The sequence below is a fragment of the Bacillus sp. EKM420B genome (genome assembly GCF_011065565.1).
GTDB lineage: Bacteria > Bacillota > Bacilli > Bacillales > Bacillaceae > Bacillus > Bacillus velezensis.
The window spans coordinates 418,293-434,307 of record NZ_JAAMNX010000003.1; the positions used below are offsets into that span (position 1 = coordinate 418,293).

The 16,015-nt window shown below is 46.2% G+C and carries 17 protein-coding genes and 1 pseudogene; 17 read left to right on the forward strand and 1 reads right to left on the reverse strand.

What is annotated here, in order from left to right:
* Positions 1-20: 20 nt before the first annotated feature.
* On the reverse strand, positions 21-947 hold the full coding sequence (locus tag G9F48_RS12175) for a Na/Pi symporter (protein ID WP_165409547.1): 927 nt from the start codon (positions 945-947) through the stop codon (positions 21-23).
* A gap of 171 nt (positions 948-1,118) precedes the next feature.
* Here G9F48_RS12175 and rpsU point away from each other — a divergent pair, with 171 nt between their 5' ends.
* The 17 genes and pseudogenes from rpsU to glyS all read left to right on the forward strand — a co-directional run bounded on the left by rpsU (position 1,119) and on the right by glyS (position 15,960).
* Positions 1,119-1,292, forward strand: a complete 174-nt coding sequence (rpsU, locus tag G9F48_RS12180; RefSeq protein ID WP_003152957.1) for a 30S ribosomal protein S21 — start codon at positions 1,119-1,121, stop codon at positions 1,290-1,292.
* 14 nt (positions 1,293-1,306) lie between these two features.
* The gene (locus G9F48_RS12185) at positions 1,307-1,753 is read left to right on the forward strand and encodes a GatB/YqeY domain-containing protein (protein WP_003152958.1); all 447 of its coding nucleotides are present in this window, start codon (positions 1,307-1,309) and stop codon (positions 1,751-1,753) included.
* Positions 1,754-1,875: 122 nt separating this feature from the next.
* Positions 1,876-3,192, forward strand: a complete 1,317-nt coding sequence (locus G9F48_RS12190) for an NfeD family protein (RefSeq protein WP_156735565.1) — start codon at positions 1,876-1,878, stop codon at positions 3,190-3,192.
* A gap of 24 nt (positions 3,193-3,216) precedes the next feature.
* Complete coding sequence (gene floA / locus G9F48_RS12195) at positions 3,217-4,209, forward strand: flotillin-like protein FloA (RefSeq protein ID WP_003152961.1); 993 nt, start codon at positions 3,217-3,219, stop codon at positions 4,207-4,209.
* A gap of 27 nt (positions 4,210-4,236) precedes the next feature.
* A complete protein-coding gene (locus G9F48_RS12200) occupies positions 4,237-4,671 on the forward strand; it encodes a hypothetical protein (protein ID WP_070082126.1) in 435 nt (144 codons plus the stop codon).
* A 56-nt stretch (positions 4,672-4,727) separates the two neighbouring features.
* The gene (gene yqfC / locus G9F48_RS12205; RefSeq protein WP_003152966.1) at positions 4,728-5,009 is read left to right on the forward strand and encodes a sporulation protein YqfC; all 282 of its coding nucleotides are present in this window, start codon (positions 4,728-4,730) and stop codon (positions 5,007-5,009) included.
* Positions 5,010-5,026: 17 nt separating this feature from the next.
* Positions 5,027-6,251 (forward strand): annotated as a pseudogene (gene yqfD / locus G9F48_RS12210) (sporulation protein YqfD).
* Positions 6,215-7,174 carry a PhoH family protein gene (locus G9F48_RS12215; RefSeq protein WP_165409548.1) on the forward strand — a complete coding sequence of 320 codons (960 nt, stop codon included), beginning with the start codon at positions 6,215-6,217 and terminating at the stop codon, positions 7,172-7,174. The pseudogene yqfD and the gene G9F48_RS12215 overlap by 37 nt, the downstream one beginning before the upstream one ends.
* A gap of 80 nt (positions 7,175-7,254) precedes the next feature.
* Positions 7,255-9,387 carry an HD family phosphohydrolase gene (locus G9F48_RS12220; protein WP_015387990.1) on the forward strand — a complete coding sequence of 711 codons (2,133 nt, stop codon included), beginning with the start codon at positions 7,255-7,257 and terminating at the stop codon, positions 9,385-9,387.
* Complete coding sequence (gene ybeY, locus G9F48_RS12225) at positions 9,388-9,861, forward strand: rRNA maturation RNase YbeY (RefSeq protein ID WP_003152973.1); 474 nt, start codon at positions 9,388-9,390, stop codon at positions 9,859-9,861.
* Positions 9,842-10,216 (forward strand): diacylglycerol kinase family protein, encoded by a 375-nt coding sequence (locus tag G9F48_RS12230; RefSeq protein WP_003152974.1) that lies wholly within the window; start codon positions 9,842-9,844, stop codon positions 10,214-10,216. Before ybeY ends, G9F48_RS12230 begins: the two co-directional genes overlap by 20 nt.
* A gap of 123 nt (positions 10,217-10,339) precedes the next feature.
* Positions 10,340-10,750, forward strand: a complete 411-nt coding sequence (locus tag G9F48_RS12235; protein ID WP_003152976.1) for a cytidine deaminase — start codon at positions 10,340-10,342, stop codon at positions 10,748-10,750.
* Positions 10,731-11,636: a GTPase Era gene (era, locus tag G9F48_RS12240; protein ID WP_007408285.1), complete on the forward strand. Its 906-nt coding sequence runs from the start codon at positions 10,731-10,733 to the stop codon at positions 11,634-11,636. Before G9F48_RS12235 ends, era begins: the two co-directional genes overlap by 20 nt.
* 155 nt (positions 11,637-11,791) lie before the next feature.
* Entirely contained in the window at positions 11,792-11,935 is a 144-nt protein-coding gene (locus G9F48_RS12245; protein ID WP_007408286.1) for a YqzL family protein, read from the forward strand.
* Between the two features lie 36 nt (positions 11,936-11,971).
* Entirely contained in the window at positions 11,972-12,739 is a 768-nt protein-coding gene (gene recO, locus G9F48_RS12250; RefSeq protein ID WP_003152982.1) for a DNA repair protein RecO, read from the forward strand.
* Positions 12,740-13,040: 301 nt separating this feature from the next.
* The gene (gene glyQ / locus G9F48_RS12255) at positions 13,041-13,928 is read left to right on the forward strand and encodes a glycine--tRNA ligase subunit alpha (protein WP_003152984.1); all 888 of its coding nucleotides are present in this window, start codon (positions 13,041-13,043) and stop codon (positions 13,926-13,928) included.
* Complete coding sequence (gene glyS, locus G9F48_RS12260) at positions 13,921-15,960, forward strand: glycine--tRNA ligase subunit beta (RefSeq protein ID WP_165409549.1); 2,040 nt, start codon at positions 13,921-13,923, stop codon at positions 15,958-15,960. Before glyQ ends, glyS begins: the two co-directional genes overlap by 8 nt.
* Positions 15,961-16,015: the final 55 nt, after the last annotated feature.

Genomic DNA, 16,015 nt, shown 5'->3' on the forward strand with positions numbered 1-16,015 from the left:
GCCTTCCCGCATCGGTTTTTTTACGGTTTCGGAGGAATCAGCCTGTCAATCAGCCGGTAAAACAAATGTGTGAACGGCAGAAACAATAACGCGGTGACTACGTTAAATAACAGGCTGAAATGCGCAATCATCTGCGCGGGATCATCAGACAGGCGCTCCGTAATACCTGCTGATGCAGACAGGAAGGGAAAGACGAGCAGCACGCCGAGAATATTAAACACTACGTGAGCACCGGCGGTCTGTCTGGCGGCATAACCGCCTGAAACAGCAGCCATGACGGCCGTGACGCATGTCCCGATATTAGATCCCAGAACGACGCTGACCGCTTGTTCAATGCCGATCACCCCTTCGTTCATAAAACTCATCAAAATGCCGATGCAGACGGAGCTTGAATGAATGATTGCCGTCAATATCATACCGATAAAAAGAGCGGACCAGCTCGAATCATTCACATGGCGCAAAACCTCCGCCCCCGCCTTCATTTCTGTCAGCGGAACGGCAAGCCGGCTGAAGCATGTGATGCAAAAAAAGATGATGCCGAGACCGAGGAAGCTTATACCGATCTGCCTGAACGGATATTTACGGATGAGGATAAACACAAGGCCTCCGATAAAAAGCACCCAAATGAGCACATCCATCTTTATGGCTAAAAACTCCGTCGTAAACGTGGAGCCGACATTCGTGCCGAGAATCATCGGAATGGTCCGTTTAAAAGATAAAGCGCCTGCGCTGACAAAGCCGATGACAATGACCATGAAGGCTGAGCTGCTCTGAAGAAAACCGGTGAATACGATGCTTATGAGAAAAGCTTTCAAAGGGTGGTCGGTAAATAAGAGCAGGCTTTTCTCAATTTTTGAATACGTTAATGCGATCAGGCCCTGCCTGAGCAGGCTCATTCCGAGTAAAAAAAACAGGATAAGTGCGGTAAAGAGAATCAGTATTATCAAACGAAACACCCCTTTCCATCATTATATAGACAAGCAGCCTTATTCATGACGGAAAAGTGAGCTCGCTTAGTTGACCTGACTGATGGCTTATATTATAATGTCAAAGTACATGTTTATATATGTATCTTTTTAAAGGTAGTCGATTGGTGTATTCGGAGGGAGGGAAAGAGAATGTCAAAAACGGTCGTTAGAAAAAACGAATCGCTTGAAGATGCTCTTCGTCGCTTCAAACGCAGTGTATCAAAGACAGGTACTTTGCAAGAAGCAAGAAAGCGCGAATTTTATGAAAAACCTAGCGTAAAGCGCAAGAAAAAGTCAGAAGCTGCTAGAAAACGCAAATTCTAAAAGAGGGTGGATTTATGAGTCTTCTTGAGCGACTTAACCAAGATATGAAGCTGTATATGAAAAGCCGTGAGAAAGACAAACTGACTGTCGTTCGAATGGTGAAAGCTTCACTTCAAAACGAAGCAATTAAGCTTAAGAAAGACAGTTTGACCGAGGATGAGGAACTTACTGTCCTATCTCGTGAACTTAAGCAACGTAAAGACTCCCTCCATGAATTTTCAAACGCTGATCGTTTAGATTTAGTAGATAAAGTTCAAAAAGAGCTGGACATTTTAGAAATTTATTTACCGAAGCAGCTTTCTGAAGAAGAGCTGCAGACAATTGTAAATGAAACCATCGCTGAAGTCGGTGCGAGCTCCAAAGCGGACATGGGCAAAGTGATGAGTGCTATTATGCCTAAAGTAAAAGGTAAAGCTGACGGCAGCGTAATTAACAGACTTGTCAGCAGTCAATTATCTTAATTGACAAGAAAAAAGACATCTTTCCTAGAGAGATGTCTTTTTTTATACATAAAAAAATGAAACTAAAGTACATTTGTTACGTATATAAAGAAGAACGAAACGGGAAGGAGGGTATATTTGCCTTGTTCCGAAAAAAAACCGGAATTGCTGTTGCTCTATTGGGCTTATTTGTATTATCTTTATTAGGGGTTCAATTGAACGCGAAAGCTGATCATCCATCGGTTTATGTCATCCCGGTTGAGAAAAATGTCGAACAGGGGCTCGCCTCGTTTTTATCGCGTTCTTTTAAAGAAGCGAAGGAGTCCGGCGCGTCACACATTATTCTTGACATCAATACACCGGGAGGCGCCGTTCAATCAGCCTTGGATATTGCGGATATCATCGGCCGCGCGGATGTGCCTGTTACCGCTTACGTTAATAAACGGGCGCTTTCTGCCGGAGCGTATATAGCGCTTCAGGCAGATGAAATCTATATGGCGCCGGGCGGAAAAATGGGTGCCGCAGCCATCATCGACGGAAAAGGAAACGCGGCGGACAAAAAGGCTCAATCACTGTGGCATGCAGAAATGGAGGACGCAGCGGTTAAAAACAACCGAAATCCGAAATACGCCCTGGCTATGGCAGATCCCGCCATCAATGCAAAGGAAGCGGGCGCCCCAAAGGGAAAACTGCTGACACTGACAGCTGAAAAAGCCAAGGAAGTCGGATATTCGGAGGGCACGGTTTCAAACCTTGATGCTTTATATACAAAGCTCGGTTTTGACAAAGCGGATGTTCACCATACAAAAGAAGGTTTCGTCGGCAAACTGGGCAGATGGCTGACAAATCCGTTTGTTGTCCCCGTCTTATTAACGCTTGCTTTGCTTGGTTTGACCATTGAATTGTTCTCGCCGGGCCTCGGGATACCGGGTGCCGTCGGACTGACGGCCATGCTGCTGTTTTTCACCGGGCATATCGCTGCCGGATTCGCCGGCTATGACAGCGTATTCTTATTTTGCGCGGGCTTGGTTTTTATCCTTTTAGAGATATTTCTGCCCGGAGGCATAATCGGTCTTATCGGTATTGCAGGCGTCATCGCGAGCCTCTTTCTCGCTGCGGGCAGCTTTACCGTAATGGCGGTTTCTCTCTTGATCGCCATTGCTGTGTCTATTACAGCCTTTATCATATTAACAAGGGTGTTGGGGAAACGAATGAAATTCTTTAAAAAATTAATATTAACTGATTCAACAAGCACGGAGAGCGGTTATGTTTCAAATCAGAACCGGACGGAGCTGTTGGGGAAAGTCGGCGTTACCGCTACAGCCCTCAGACCGTCAGGCACCGTCATTATTGATGATGAACGTCTGGATGTCGTCTCGGAAGGATCATTCACTGAAAAAGACAGACAGGTGAAAGTAGTGAAAGCGGAAGGCTCACGCATTGTCGTGAGAGAAATATAGATGATAACCTTGAGGAGGAATTAGATGGAACTGTCAAGTTTGGCGATTTTAGCAATAGTTGCAGCTGCCATAATCGTGTTAGCCATATTCTTCACCTTTGTACCGGTGATGCTATGGATTTCGGCGCTTGCGGCAGGAGTCAGAATCAGCATTTTCACTTTGGTCGGGATGAGGCTGCGGCGCGTCATACCAAGCCGCGTTGTCAATCCGTTAATTAAAGCGCACAAAGCCGGCCTATCCGCAACAACAAATCAGCTCGAAAGCCATTATCTGGCCGGTGGTAATGTCGACAGGGTGGTCAATGCCCTGATTGCGGCACAGCGCGCCAATATTGAGCTCACATTTGAACGCTGCGCAGCCATTGACCTGGCCGGGCGTGACGTATTGGAAGCCGTACAGATGAGCGTCAATCCGAAGGTCATTGAAACACCGTTTATCGCGGGTGTCGCCATGGACGGAATTGAAGTAAAAGCAAAAGCCAGAATCACCGTAAGAGCCAATATCGAGCGCCTTGTCGGAGGAGCGGGAGAAGAGACGGTTGTCGCCCGTGTCGGAGAAGGGATTGTCTCGACAATCGGTTCCTCGGGTAATCATAAAAAAGTGCTGGAAAACCCTGATATGATTTCGCAGACCGTACTTGGCAAAGGGCTGGATTCAGGCACCGCCTTTGAAATTCTTTCGATTGACATCGCCGACGTTGATATCGGCAAAAACATCGGAGCGATTCTTCAAACGGATCAGGCAGAAGCAGACAAAAACATTGCGCAGGCCAAAGCCGAAGAGCGCCGCGCCATGGCGGTCGCCCAAGAGCAGGAAATGCGCGCTCGCGTAGAAGAAATGCGTGCAAAAGTCGTGGAAGCAGAAGCCGAAGTGCCGCTTGCGATGGCAGAAGCGCTGCGTGAAGGAAACATCGGCGTCATGGACTATATGAACATAAAAAATATCGACGCGGATACGGACATGAGGGATTCTATCGGCAAGCTGACGAATGACCAGCAAGATGAAGACCAACAATAACCTCTCTATTAAGGAGGGAGCCGCTATATGCACGAGATTCTGACAAATCCGCTCGTCATTGCCGCCGTCATCGGCATTATATCGGCAATATTCGGCAAGAAAAACAAAGATGAAAAACGGCCGCCGGGTACACGTCCCGAAAATCAGGCAAAAAAGCAGGATCAAAAACAGCCGCAGAAAGAGCATAAGCCGGAAGCGGAAGAATTGCCTGCCGTTTCAGAAGAGAACCCTTTTGAGCAAAAAAGAAGGGAAGCTGAAAAGCGCCTAGCGGAGACGGAGCAGATGTTTAACGGGCTTGAACATAAGCTGACATCTCAACGCGCACGAAACGCATCTCTGAAGAAATCAGCCCTCAAAATAAATAAAGAAACTGCGGTCCAAGGCATCATATTCAGTGAGGTTTTGGGTCCGCCCCGTGCAAAAAAACCGCATCGGACCATGCGGAACATCGGTAAAAAATAAAGTGTTAGAACCCCTTTTCAAATCATACATATGAGATGAAAGGGGGTTCTTTTTTTATGGGGCAAAGAAAGAATCGTGTAAAGGCATGGCTGACAAGAGCATTGGAAATTCCCCCGGACGTTATGATGGATCTGCCTCGTATTACGATGGTCGGCAGACTTCATATCTACATAGAGAATCACAGAGGCCTCCTGCTGTTCAGCGAAGAAGAAGTCAGGCTGATGCTCAAGCAGGGGCAATGTATCATATCAGGAAAAAACTTGGTCATTAAGGCAATCCTTCCAGAGGAAATCCTTTTGGAAGGCACGATAGATCACGTACGATATGTCGATTCATAAAGCCGGGGGGAAATAATGTGAAAAACAAATGGCTGTCATTTTTTTCGGGTAAAGTCCAAATGGAAGTCAAAGGAAAAGGGATTGAACGGCTGCTGAATGAATGCACGAGAAACGGAATCGCCATCTTTGCGGTGAAAAAAAAGCAAGACTGTGTTCTGCTGATGATTCAGCTTCAAGATGTACATGCTTTCAGAAGAGTCATCAGAAAACATGAATGCAAAGCAAGCTTTACAAAAAGAAAGGGTCTTCCCTTTCTGCTTCTCAAATCAAAATTAAACCTGGGCTTCACTGCGGGATTTGTGATGTTTTTCATTATATTGTTTCTTTTGTCCAACATGATTTGGGACATTGATATTAAAGGGGCCAAGCCCGAAACCGAGCATCAGATGGTAAAGCACCTTGAAGAAATCGGTGTGAAAAAAGGCCGTTTGCAATTTTTAATGATGACGCCGGAGAAAATCCAAAAATCATTAACAAACGGCATTGATAATATTACGTGGGTCGGTGTGGAATTGAACGGGACAGCCCTTCATATGAAAGTGGTCGAAAAAAACGAACCGACAAAAGAAAAGTACGTGAGCCCCCGCCATATCGTTGCCAAAAAGAAGGCGGTCATCAAAAGGATGTTCGTGCAAAAGGGGCAGCCGATGGCTTTTGTGAACGATCATGTTGACAAAGGACAGCTTCTCGTCTCAGGACTGATCGGAAATGAAGACCGGAAAGTCGCCTCAAAAGCGGAAATTTACGGAGAAACATGGTACAAGTCTGAAGTAACCGTGCCTCTTGAAACATCATTTACGCTATATACGGGTAAAGTAAGGACGAAGCACAAGCTGTCTTTCGGATCATGGGGCGTGCCATTTTGGGGCTTTGAATTTAATGAGGAGCCGCTGAAACATCCGAAAACAGAGGAAGAAAAGCACCCGTTTCAATTTCTGGGGATGAAGCTTCCGGTGTCTTACGTTCAAGAACAGACAAGAGAAAGTGAAACAACCGTGCGGACTTATACGAAAGGCGAAGCGGTTCAGGCCGGTATCAAAATGGGAAGACAAGATGTAGAAAAGCGATTAAACGGCAGCGGAGAGGTGGAAAGTGAAAAAGTTTTGCACCAATCCGTTGAGAATGGTAAAGTAAAGTTGATTATTCTCTACCAAGTTATAGAAGATATCGTTCAAACCACACCTATTGTTCAGGGAGACTAAAGAATGGCAGAACATTTACTTGCGATTAATCACAAACTGAAAAGCCCGGACGAAGCACTTTCTTTGTTCGGCAGCCAAGATGCCTTTTTACATTTAATGGAGAAGGATCTGGGCATTAGCCTCATCACACGTGGTGAAACCATTTACGTTTCCGGGAATGATGAAACATTTGAGATCGCTGACAGATTATTGGGCTCGCTCCTTACTTTAATTCGCAAGGGGATCGAGATTTCGGAACGTGATGTGCTGTATGCCGTGAAAATGGCAAAAAAAGATGAACTGGACTATTTTGAAAGTATGTATGAAGAGGAAATAACGAAAACGGCAAAAGGCAAATCGATCCGTGTCAAAACCCTCGGCCAAAGAGAATATGTGGCGGCGATGAAGAAAAACGACATGGTGTTCGGCATCGGGCCGGCGGGAACCGGCAAAACTTATTTGGCGGTCGTAAAAGCGGTGCATGCTTTAAAAAACGGCCACATTAAAAAAATCATTTTAACAAGACCCGCTGTGGAAGCCGGCGAGAGCCTCGGTTTTCTGCCCGGAGATTTAAAGGAAAAAGTAGATCCTTATCTGCGCCCGCTGTATGACGCGCTCCATGATGTGCTCGGAAGCGACCATACGGAGCGTCTTATGGAAAGAGGGGTTATTGAAATCGCCCCGCTTGCCTATATGAGAGGGCGGACGCTTGACGACGCGTATGTGATTCTTGATGAAGCCCAGAATACCACTCCCGCTCAAATGAAAATGTTTTTGACGAGATTGGGTTTTGGCTCTAAAATGATCATTACGGGCGACGTAAGCCAAATTGACCTGCCGAAAGGCGTCACATCGGGACTTGCAGTAGCGAAGGATATGCTGAAGGACATAAACGGCATCTCCGTGATTGAACTTGACCAGACAGATGTGGTCAGGCATCCGCTTGTTGCAAAAATTATTGAAGCTTATGATAAGCAAAAGTAATGCGAAAATGACCCGATCTCCCGTTATCGGGTCATTTTTATATGATGTGTTCCTGATGTTTCAGGGAGGAGGTTCTTGTTTTGAAAAAGAAGGGAAAGGGCAAAAGCGCCCGGGAACGGTTCCGCAGTTTCAGACATGCCCGCTCAGCCCATGTGCTGCTGTACCTGCTGCTTTCAGCGATCATGTTTGGTTTGCTCTTTATTCATGTAAAACCTGAATCACTTAATTTGGATTTGTTTTCAGTCAGTGATAAGACGATTTACGCGCCCGCCACAGTTGAAGATCAGCAGGCGACGGAATCGAAAAAACAGGCGGCCGAAGATGCGGTGGAAGATCAATACACTCTGAAAAAAGGCTATACCGACAACCGGCTTGACCTGATCACTTCCATTTTTGACAGCATCGGCGAAGTGAAAAAAGATGCGGAAAAAGACAAAAAGTCACCTTCGGAAAAATCACTGGTCAAATCGGTGAAAAACAAGCTGACACAGGATGTCAATGAATCCGTCTCGGAAGATGCCATTAAATCGCTTCTCCATGCAAACAATGAAGATTTCTCATTTGTGAGGGATTCCGTCATTACCGCGGTGAATACGGTGATGAGCAGTGAAATTCCTTCTGAAAAGCTTGCTGAAGCGAAGGATAAGGTCGCAAAAGAGCTCAAAAGCGCTTCTGTGCCGTCAAAATATTTAGCGGCTGCGACTGAAATCGGAAAATACGCGGTCATCCCGAATTACGTATTTGATCCGAAAGCGACGGATGAAAAACGCCAGGAAGCGTCAGACAGCGTCCAGCCGGTACAGATCAAACAGGGACAGGTTCTCGTGGAAGAGAATGATCTGATCGACCGGGAAGTATACAGGAAGCTTGAACTGACGGGGCTTTTGAATAATTCCAACCTGTTAAAACCGATCAGCGGTCTGCTTCTGATGATCGGGCTGTTTATTGCCACGCTTGTCTACTATTTTGAGAAACAGCAGCAGGAGCTTAAGCTGAAAAATAAATCTCTTTTGCTGTTTTCTATCATTACAACGCTTATTCTCGTCATTATGGAAGTCGTCAGTCTCTTTCAGAAGATTGAATACACCAATATCGGCTATCTTGTGCCGATCGCTGCCGGCGCGATTTTAATCAGGCTGCTGCTCAATGAAAGGCTCGCCATTTTAGGAAGCATCATTCTGGCGATCTGCGGCAGTATGATGTTTAATCAGGGTGTGACGGGAACATTTAATTACGTCATCGGCATTTACTATTTAATCAGCAGCATTTCAGGCATTCTGTTTTTGGGGAAACACAATGCGAGATCAAAAATATTGCAGGCGGGACTGTTCGTCTCATTTATTAATATGATTATCGTGCTGTCGCTTTTATTAATACAAAATACGGCGCTGTCACCGGTTGAAATCGGAACGCTGATGCTGATGGGGGTCGTCTCGGGACTTGCTTCATCCGTTTTAATTATCGGTCTGATGCCGTTTTTTGAGACGGGATTCGGCATTCTTTCAACGATGAGGCTGATTGAACTGTCTAATCCGAATCATCCCCTGCTTCGAAAGATTTTAACGGAAACACCCGGTACATATCATCACAGCGTCATGGTGGCAAATCTGTCGGAAGCGGCTTGTGAAGCCGTAGGGGCAAACGGTCTTTTGGCACGGGTCGGAGCGTATTATCACGATCTCGGCAAAACGAAACGTCCGCAATATTTTATTGAAAATCAGATGAATATGGATAATCCGCATGACAAGCTGTCTCCTCAGCTCAGCAAAAATATCATTATCGCACATACGACAGACGGTGCGAATATGCTCAGAAGCTATAAGTTTCCGAAAGAGCTTGTGGATATCGCGGAACAGCATCACGGAACGTCCCTTTTAAAATTCTTTTATTATAAAGCGAAAGAAAAGGGCGACCAGATTACAGAGAAAGAGTTCCGCTACCCGGGGCCGAAGCCGCAATCGAAAGAAGCGGCTATTATCTCAGTGGCCGACAGCGTTGAAGCCGCCGTCCGTTCCATGCATAATCCCAATCCTGAGCGGATCGAAAAACTGGTGCGGGGAATTATATCCGATAAGCTTCAGGACGGACAATTCTCAGAATGTGATCTCACGTTCCGAGAACTGGATACGATCGCAAAAACACTATGTGCGACTTTAAAAGGAATTTTCCACTCCCGGATTGAATATCCGGAGGCTACGAAGAAGGTGAAATAAATGGGTTTACTCATAGATATTGTTGATGAAACGAACAGCGTCTCAGCTGATGCGCTCCAAGAAGTGGAGAAGCTGCTCCAATTCGCGGCGGAAAAAGAAGGCGTTCAGGATCAGGCTGAAGTATCGGTCACGATTGTGACAAATGAAGAAATCAGAGAAATCAACAGAGACTACCGGGGAAAAGACACTCCGACTGACGTCATTTCGTTTGCGCTTGAAGAAGAAGGCGAAGACGAGGTTGAAATCGTAGGCGCCGACATGCCGCCTGTTTTAGGAGATATTATCATCAGCGCAGACAGAACGAAAGAGCAAGCGGAAGAGTACGGCCATTCGTTTATGAGAGAGCTCGGTTTTCTGGCCGTGCACGGCTTTTTGCATTTGCTTGGCTATGATCACATGACAAAAGAAGAAGAGGAAGAAATGTTTTCGAAGCAAAAGGATTTGCTGGATGAGTATGGACTCACGAGATCATAAAAACGAGTGGAGCAGGTTCCTGAAGAGCTTTGTCCATGCATGGAGGGGAATCTGGAAAACGGCGCGGTCAGAGCGGAATTTTCAATTTCATATTACCGCGGCCTGCGCCGTTATCGTTTGCGGTTTTCTCACCGGGCTGAGCACAGCCGAATGGGCCGTTGTTTTGGTGCTGATCGGAGGGATGCTTGCTTTGGAGCTTTTAAATACGGCGATAGAGCATGTTGTGGATTTAGTTACCGATCAGTATCACCCGCTCGCAAAAGCGGCAAAGGACGCGGCCGCCGGAGCCGTTTGCGTCTTTGCCGTGATATCGTGTATCATTGGTTTACTTATCTTCCTGCCGAAGATATGTTAGCAGAAGATTCTTACAATTATTTTACATTGCCAAAAATGGGCGTGAAAAACCGATCATAATTATGTAAAATAAAAGTGACAGCGGTATCATACAGGATAAAGGTAAGAGAGGAATTAAGTACACATGAACAGACAAGAATTGATTGCAGAAGCATTAAAAGCACGGGACACAGCGTATGTACCGTATTCAAATTTCAGAGTGGGAGCCGCTCTTCTTACCAAAGACGGAAAAGTGTACAGAGGCTGCAACATTGAAAATGCGGCATACAGCATGTGCAACTGTGCTGAACGCACGGCGATATTCAAAGCTGTTTCCGAGGGGGATACGGAATTTGCGATGCTCGCCGTGGCTGCGGATACTCCGGGACCGGTTTCGCCGTGCGGAGCCTGCAGACAAGTAATTTCCGAGCTGTGCTCAAAGGATATGCTTGTTATTCTGACCAACTTACAAGGACAAATAAAAGAAATGACTGCGGAAGAATTATTGCCGGGCGCATTTTCATCGGAGGATTTACATGACGAACGAAAGCTTTAAATCAGGATTTGTATCTATCATCGGAAGACCGAACGTAGGAAAGTCTACCTTTTTAAACAGGGTCATCGGTCAAAAGATCGCCATCATGAGCGACAAACCCCAGACGACAAGAAATAAAGTCCAAGGGGTGCTGACAACCGGCACGTCGCAGACCATTTTTATTGATACACCGGGCATTCACAAACCAAAGCACAAGCTTGGCGACTTTATGATGAAAGTGGCGCAGAATACGCTGAAAGAAGTTGACTTGGTGTTATTTATGATTAACGCCGAAGAAGGGTACGGAAAGGGCGACGAGTTTATCATTGAAAAGCTCGGACAGACGTCCACGCCGGTCTTTCTGATCGTAAACAAAATTGATAAGATCCACCCCGACCAGCTGCTTCTTTTAATTGATGAGTACCGTACGCGCTATCCGTTTAAAGAAATCGTGCCGATCTCAGCTTTGGAAGGGAACAACGTCGAAACCCTTCTCGCGCAGATTGAAGCGTATTTACCGGAAGGGCCTCAGTTCTATCCGAGCGATCAGGTGACTGACCATCCCGAGCGGTTCATTATTTCTGAACTGATCAGGGAAAAGGTGCTCCATCTGACAAGGGAAGAAGTGCCGCACAGCATCGCTGTCGCTATCGAGTCCATTAAAGGGCAGGAGAATGGCTCCGTCCATGTCGCCGCCACCATTGTGGTTGAGCGGGATTCTCAAAAAGGCATCGTCATCGGGAAAAAAGGAGCGCTTCTGAAAGAAGTCGGCAAAAGAGCGCGGGCTGATATTGAAGCGCTGCTGGGTTCACGCGTTTACCTCGAATTATGGGTGAAAGTGCAGAAGGACTGGCGGAATAAAATGTCTCAGCTGCGTGATTTCGGCTTCAAAGAGGATGAATATTAATTCATCTGAGGCGCATGCCTGATGTGTGGGATTACCTCACAGAAACAAGGATTCGTTAGCAAAATTTGTTTAACATGAAAAGGAGGACATCAGGTCAAGATAAGGGTAAGAATTTGGATTGGCAAGCTAGTTTAATGATGAAAGGTGGGTTTTTTGTGTTGAATTTTACCTGGAACGTATTTTCTCAAACAGGAAGTGTTGATACGTACCTTCTTTTTAAAGAACTGGAAAAAGAGAACCTGGAAAGACCCGAAGAACCGGAAGATGAGCTAGCCCGAATTGATTTTCCAATTTTGTAAACCTCTTGGCCCCTCCCGTTGTTGGAAGGTGCGGAAATGCTGACTAAATGTGAAGGAATCGTGCTCCGTACGAATGACTACGGGGAGACGAATAAAATCGTGACATTGCTGACGAGGGAACACGGCAAAATCGGCGTCATGGCAAGGGGCGCCAGGAAGTCAGCCAGCCGGCTGTCAGCAGTCAGCCAGCCGTTTTTGTACGGGTCATTTTTAATGCAAAGAACATCCGGACTCGGCACGCTCCAGCAGGGTGAAATGATTCTCAGCATGAGAACGATCAGAGAAGATTTATTTTTGACGGCGTATGCCGCTTTTATCGCTGAACTCACTGACAAAGGAACGGAAGAGAAGAAACCGAACCCCTATTTATTCGAATTGATTCTCGAATCCTTTAAGAGGCTGAATGACGGGACTGACCCGGACGTGATCACATTCATCGTGCAGATGAAAATGCTCGGCGTCATGGGGCTGTATCCGGAGCTGAATCATTGTGTCCACTGCAAAAGCGGGGAAGGGACGTTTCATTTTTCGATAAGAGATAACGGTTTTATCTGCCACCGCTGCTTTGAAAAGGATCCGTACAGAGTTCCGATTTCGCCGCAAACGGCAAGGCTGCTAAGGCTTTTTTATTACTTTGATATCGGAAGGCTCGGCAGCGTCTCGTTAAAACAGGAAACCAAAAACGAAATTAAACAGGTCATTGATCTGTATTACGAGGAATATTCAGGACTTTATTTAAAGTCAAAACGGTTTTTAGACCAGATGGAAAGCATGAAGAACCTTTTGGATGAAAACAAAAGTTGACATTCTGCCCATCTTTTTATATGATCATTTATTATAAAATATGTTGCAGTGACAGAAAGAAGTACTTGCGTCCAACTCATACAAGCGACCTTAGGACAGTGTAAGCTAAGGATGAGCGCGCAACGAAAGGCATTCTCGAGCAACCCTTTAAAAAGAGGCTGAGTGATTCACATCCTCAGCAACTAGGGTGGAACCGCGGGAGAACTCTCGTCCCTATGTTTGCGGCCGGCAAGCATAGAGACGGGAGTTTTTTGGTTGCCGCCGCACTTGTAAAAGAATGGAGAAAGTGGAGGTGCTTGAAATGAACATTCAAGATATGATTTTAACCTTGCAGAAGCACTGGTCGAATGAAGGCTGTGTGCTCATGCAGTCGTATGATGTGGAGAAAGGCGCAGGCACAATGAGTCCGTATACATTTTTACGAAGCATCGGGCCGGAGCCGTGGAGAGTGGCTTACGTTGAGCCGTCCAGACGGCCTGCGGACGGACGGTACGGTGAAAACCCGAACAGGCTCTATCAGCATCACCAATTCCAAGTCATTATCAAGCCGTCGCCTGATAACATTCAAGAGCTTTACCTTGATTCATTGCGTGCGCTCGGCATTGACCCGCTTGAACATGATATCCGTTTCGTAGAAGACAACTGGGAAAACCCGTCTTTAGGCTGTGCAGGTCTCGGCTGGGAAGTATGGCTTGACGGGATGGAAATTACTCAGTTTACATATTTCCAGCAGGTGGGCGGAATTGAATGTAAACCGGTGTCCGTTGAGATCACATATGGTATTGAACGTCTCGCGTCATATATTCAGGATAAAGAAAACGTCTTTGATCTTGAATGGACGTCAGGATTTACTGTGAAAGATTTATTTATGATGGCTGAATACGAGCATTCCGTTTATACTTTTGAAACATCTGACGTGGATATGCTTTTCCATTTGTTCAGCACCTATGAAAAAGAAGCGATCAGACAAATGGATAACGGGCTTGTGCATCCGGCCTATGATTATGTGCTGAAATGCTCTCACACATTTAATCTGCTTGATGCAAAAGGCGCGATCTCGGTGACAGAGCGGACGGGATATATCGGCCGTGTCCGCAACTTAGCGAGAAAAGTGGCAAAAACGTATTATGAAGAACGGGAAAAATTAGGGTTCCCAATGCTTAAAGAGGAGGGCTCTTCCCATGAGTAAACAAGACTTGCTTTTAGAGATCGGACTCGAGGAAATGCCGGCGCGGTTTTTACATGACAGCATGGTGCAGCTCGGTGAAAAGCTGACCGTCTGGCTTGCTGAAAAAAATATCGCCCACGGCGAAGTGAAACTTTTTAATACGCCGAGACGTCTGGCAGTATATATAAAAGACGTAGCAGAAAAACAGGCTGATATTCAGGAAGAAGCAAAAGGCCCTGCGAAAAAAATCGCTCTGGATGCTGACGGAAACTGGACAAAAGCCGCTATCGGATTTTCAAAAGGCCAAGGCGCCGGAGTGGATGACCTGTATATAAAAGATGTAAACGGCACGGAATATGTCTTCGTTCAAAAATTCCAGGCGGGACAAGAGACGAAGACACTTTTACCGCAGCTGGAAAATTTGATTGCCGGAATGCATTTTCCGAAAAACATGCGCTGGGGCACGCAGGATCTGCGCTATATCCGTCCGATCAAATGGATTGCCGCCCTCTTTGGAAAAGACGTCATTCCGTTTGAAATCACAAATGTCGAGACGGGCCGGAACACGCAGGGACACCGCTTTCTCGGCCAAGAAGTATCTGTTGATGCGCCGTCATCATACGAAAAGCTGCTGAAAGAACAAAGCGTCATTGCTGACCCGAAAGAACGCAAACAAATGATCCAAAGCCAGCTGGATGCGCTTGCGGCCAAGAAGAAATGGAACATTCCGGTCGATGAGGATCTGCTGAACGAAGTCAACCATCTGGTGGAATATCCGACGGCGCTTTACGGATCTTTTGAATCCGAGTTTCTTTCTATCCCTGAAGAAGTGCTCGTGACAACAATGAAAGAGCATCAGCGCTACTTCCCGGTAAAAGATGAAAACGGGAATCTGCTTCCTCATTTTATTACGGTGCGAAACGGGAACAGCCATGCAATTGAAAATGTTGCCCGCGGAAACGAGAAAGTGCTGAGAGCAAGGCTTTCAGATGCTGCGTTCTTCTACAAAGAAGACCAAAAGCTGAACATTGATGAAAACGTGAAGAAACTGGAAAATATCGTTTTCCATGAAGAGCTCGGCTCCCTCGGGGATAAAGTGAGAAGAGCGGTCACCATTGCGGGCAAACTTGCCGTCCGCCTGAAAGCGGATGAACAGACGCAAAAACTTGTGAAGCGCGCCGCTGAGATTTCTAAATTTGACCTGGTTACACATATGATCTATGAGTTCCCTGAGCTTCAAGGCGTGATGGGAGAAAAATATGCGCGCATGCTCGGTGAAGATGAAGCCGTCGCTGCCGCTGTCAATGAGCACTATATGCCGAGAGCGGCCGGGGGAGAAGTGCCTTCAACCTTTACCGGCGCGGTCGTGGCGTTAGCTGATAAACTGGACACGATTGCTTCCTTCTTCAGCATTGACGTAATTCCGACAGGTTCTCAGGATCCGTACGGATTGCGCCGTCAGGCAAGCGGCATTGTTTCCATTCTGATCGACCGCAACTGGGGCATTTCTTTTAAAGAACTGCTGTCGTTGACAGAAACGGAAAAAGAAAATGAGCTCCTTGATTTCTTTACACAGCGTCTGAAATACGTCTTAAACGCTGAAGACATCCGTCATGACGTTATTGAAGCCGTTCTGGACAGCACAGAACTTGAGCCGTATGCAGCCGTTCATAAGGCAAGAGTGCTTGAGAAGCACCTCGGCACACCCGGCTTTAAAGAAACGGCTGAATCACTCGGCCGGGTCATCTCCATCAGCAAAAAAGGCGAGAGCCGCGATATCAAGCCGGATCTGTTTGAAAATGAACAGGAGAAAAAGCTGTTTGACGCTTATGAAAAAACAAAAGACAGTGTCGCGGAAAGCTTTGCCTCCAAAAACTATGAACAGGCGCTTGCCGTGCTCAGCGGATTAAAAGAGCCGATCGAAGATTACTTTAATCACACGATGGTAAATGCGGACGATGAAGCATTAAAAACCAACCGTTTAGCGCAAATGACCGCTCTTGCAGATGTAATCAAGTCTTTTGCTAATATGAATCATCTTATTGTAAAATAAAGAAAAAGACGGTTGCTGTGTGATCGGCAATCGTCTTTTCCCCTTTTACATAAAC

Excerpts from the sequence above, each read along its gene's own strand:
- rpsU (WP_003152957.1), top strand. The coding sequence starts at position 1,119 with ATGTCAAAAACGGTCGTTAGAAAAAACGAATCGCTTGAAGATGCTCTT.
- G9F48_RS12185 (WP_003152958.1), top strand. The coding sequence starts at position 1,307 with ATGAGTCTTCTTGAGCGACTTAACCAAGATATGAAGCTGTATATGAAA.
- floA (WP_003152961.1), top strand. The coding sequence starts at position 3,217 with ATGGAACTGTCAAGTTTGGCGATTTTAGCAATAGTTGCAGCTGCCATA.
- G9F48_RS12200 (WP_070082126.1), top strand. The coding sequence starts at position 4,237 with ATGCACGAGATTCTGACAAATCCGCTCGTCATTGCCGCCGTCATCGGC.
- yqfC (WP_003152966.1), top strand. The coding sequence starts at position 4,728 with ATGGGGCAAAGAAAGAATCGTGTAAAGGCATGGCTGACAAGAGCATTG.
- G9F48_RS12215 (WP_165409548.1), top strand. The coding sequence starts at position 6,215 with ATGGCAGAACATTTACTTGCGATTAATCACAAACTGAAAAGCCCGGAC.
- ybeY (WP_003152973.1), top strand. The coding sequence starts at position 9,388 with ATGGGTTTACTCATAGATATTGTTGATGAAACGAACAGCGTCTCAGCT.
- G9F48_RS12230 (WP_003152974.1), top strand. The coding sequence starts at position 9,842 with ATGGACTCACGAGATCATAAAAACGAGTGGAGCAGGTTCCTGAAGAGC.
- G9F48_RS12235 (WP_003152976.1), top strand. The coding sequence starts at position 10,340 with ATGAACAGACAAGAATTGATTGCAGAAGCATTAAAAGCACGGGACACA.
- era (WP_007408285.1), top strand. The coding sequence starts at position 10,731 with ATGACGAACGAAAGCTTTAAATCAGGATTTGTATCTATCATCGGAAGA.
- recO (WP_003152982.1), top strand. The coding sequence starts at position 11,972 with ATGCTGACTAAATGTGAAGGAATCGTGCTCCGTACGAATGACTACGGG.
- glyQ (WP_003152984.1), top strand. The coding sequence starts at position 13,041 with ATGAACATTCAAGATATGATTTTAACCTTGCAGAAGCACTGGTCGAAT.
- glyS (WP_165409549.1), top strand. The coding sequence starts at position 13,921 with ATGAGTAAACAAGACTTGCTTTTAGAGATCGGACTCGAGGAAATGCCG.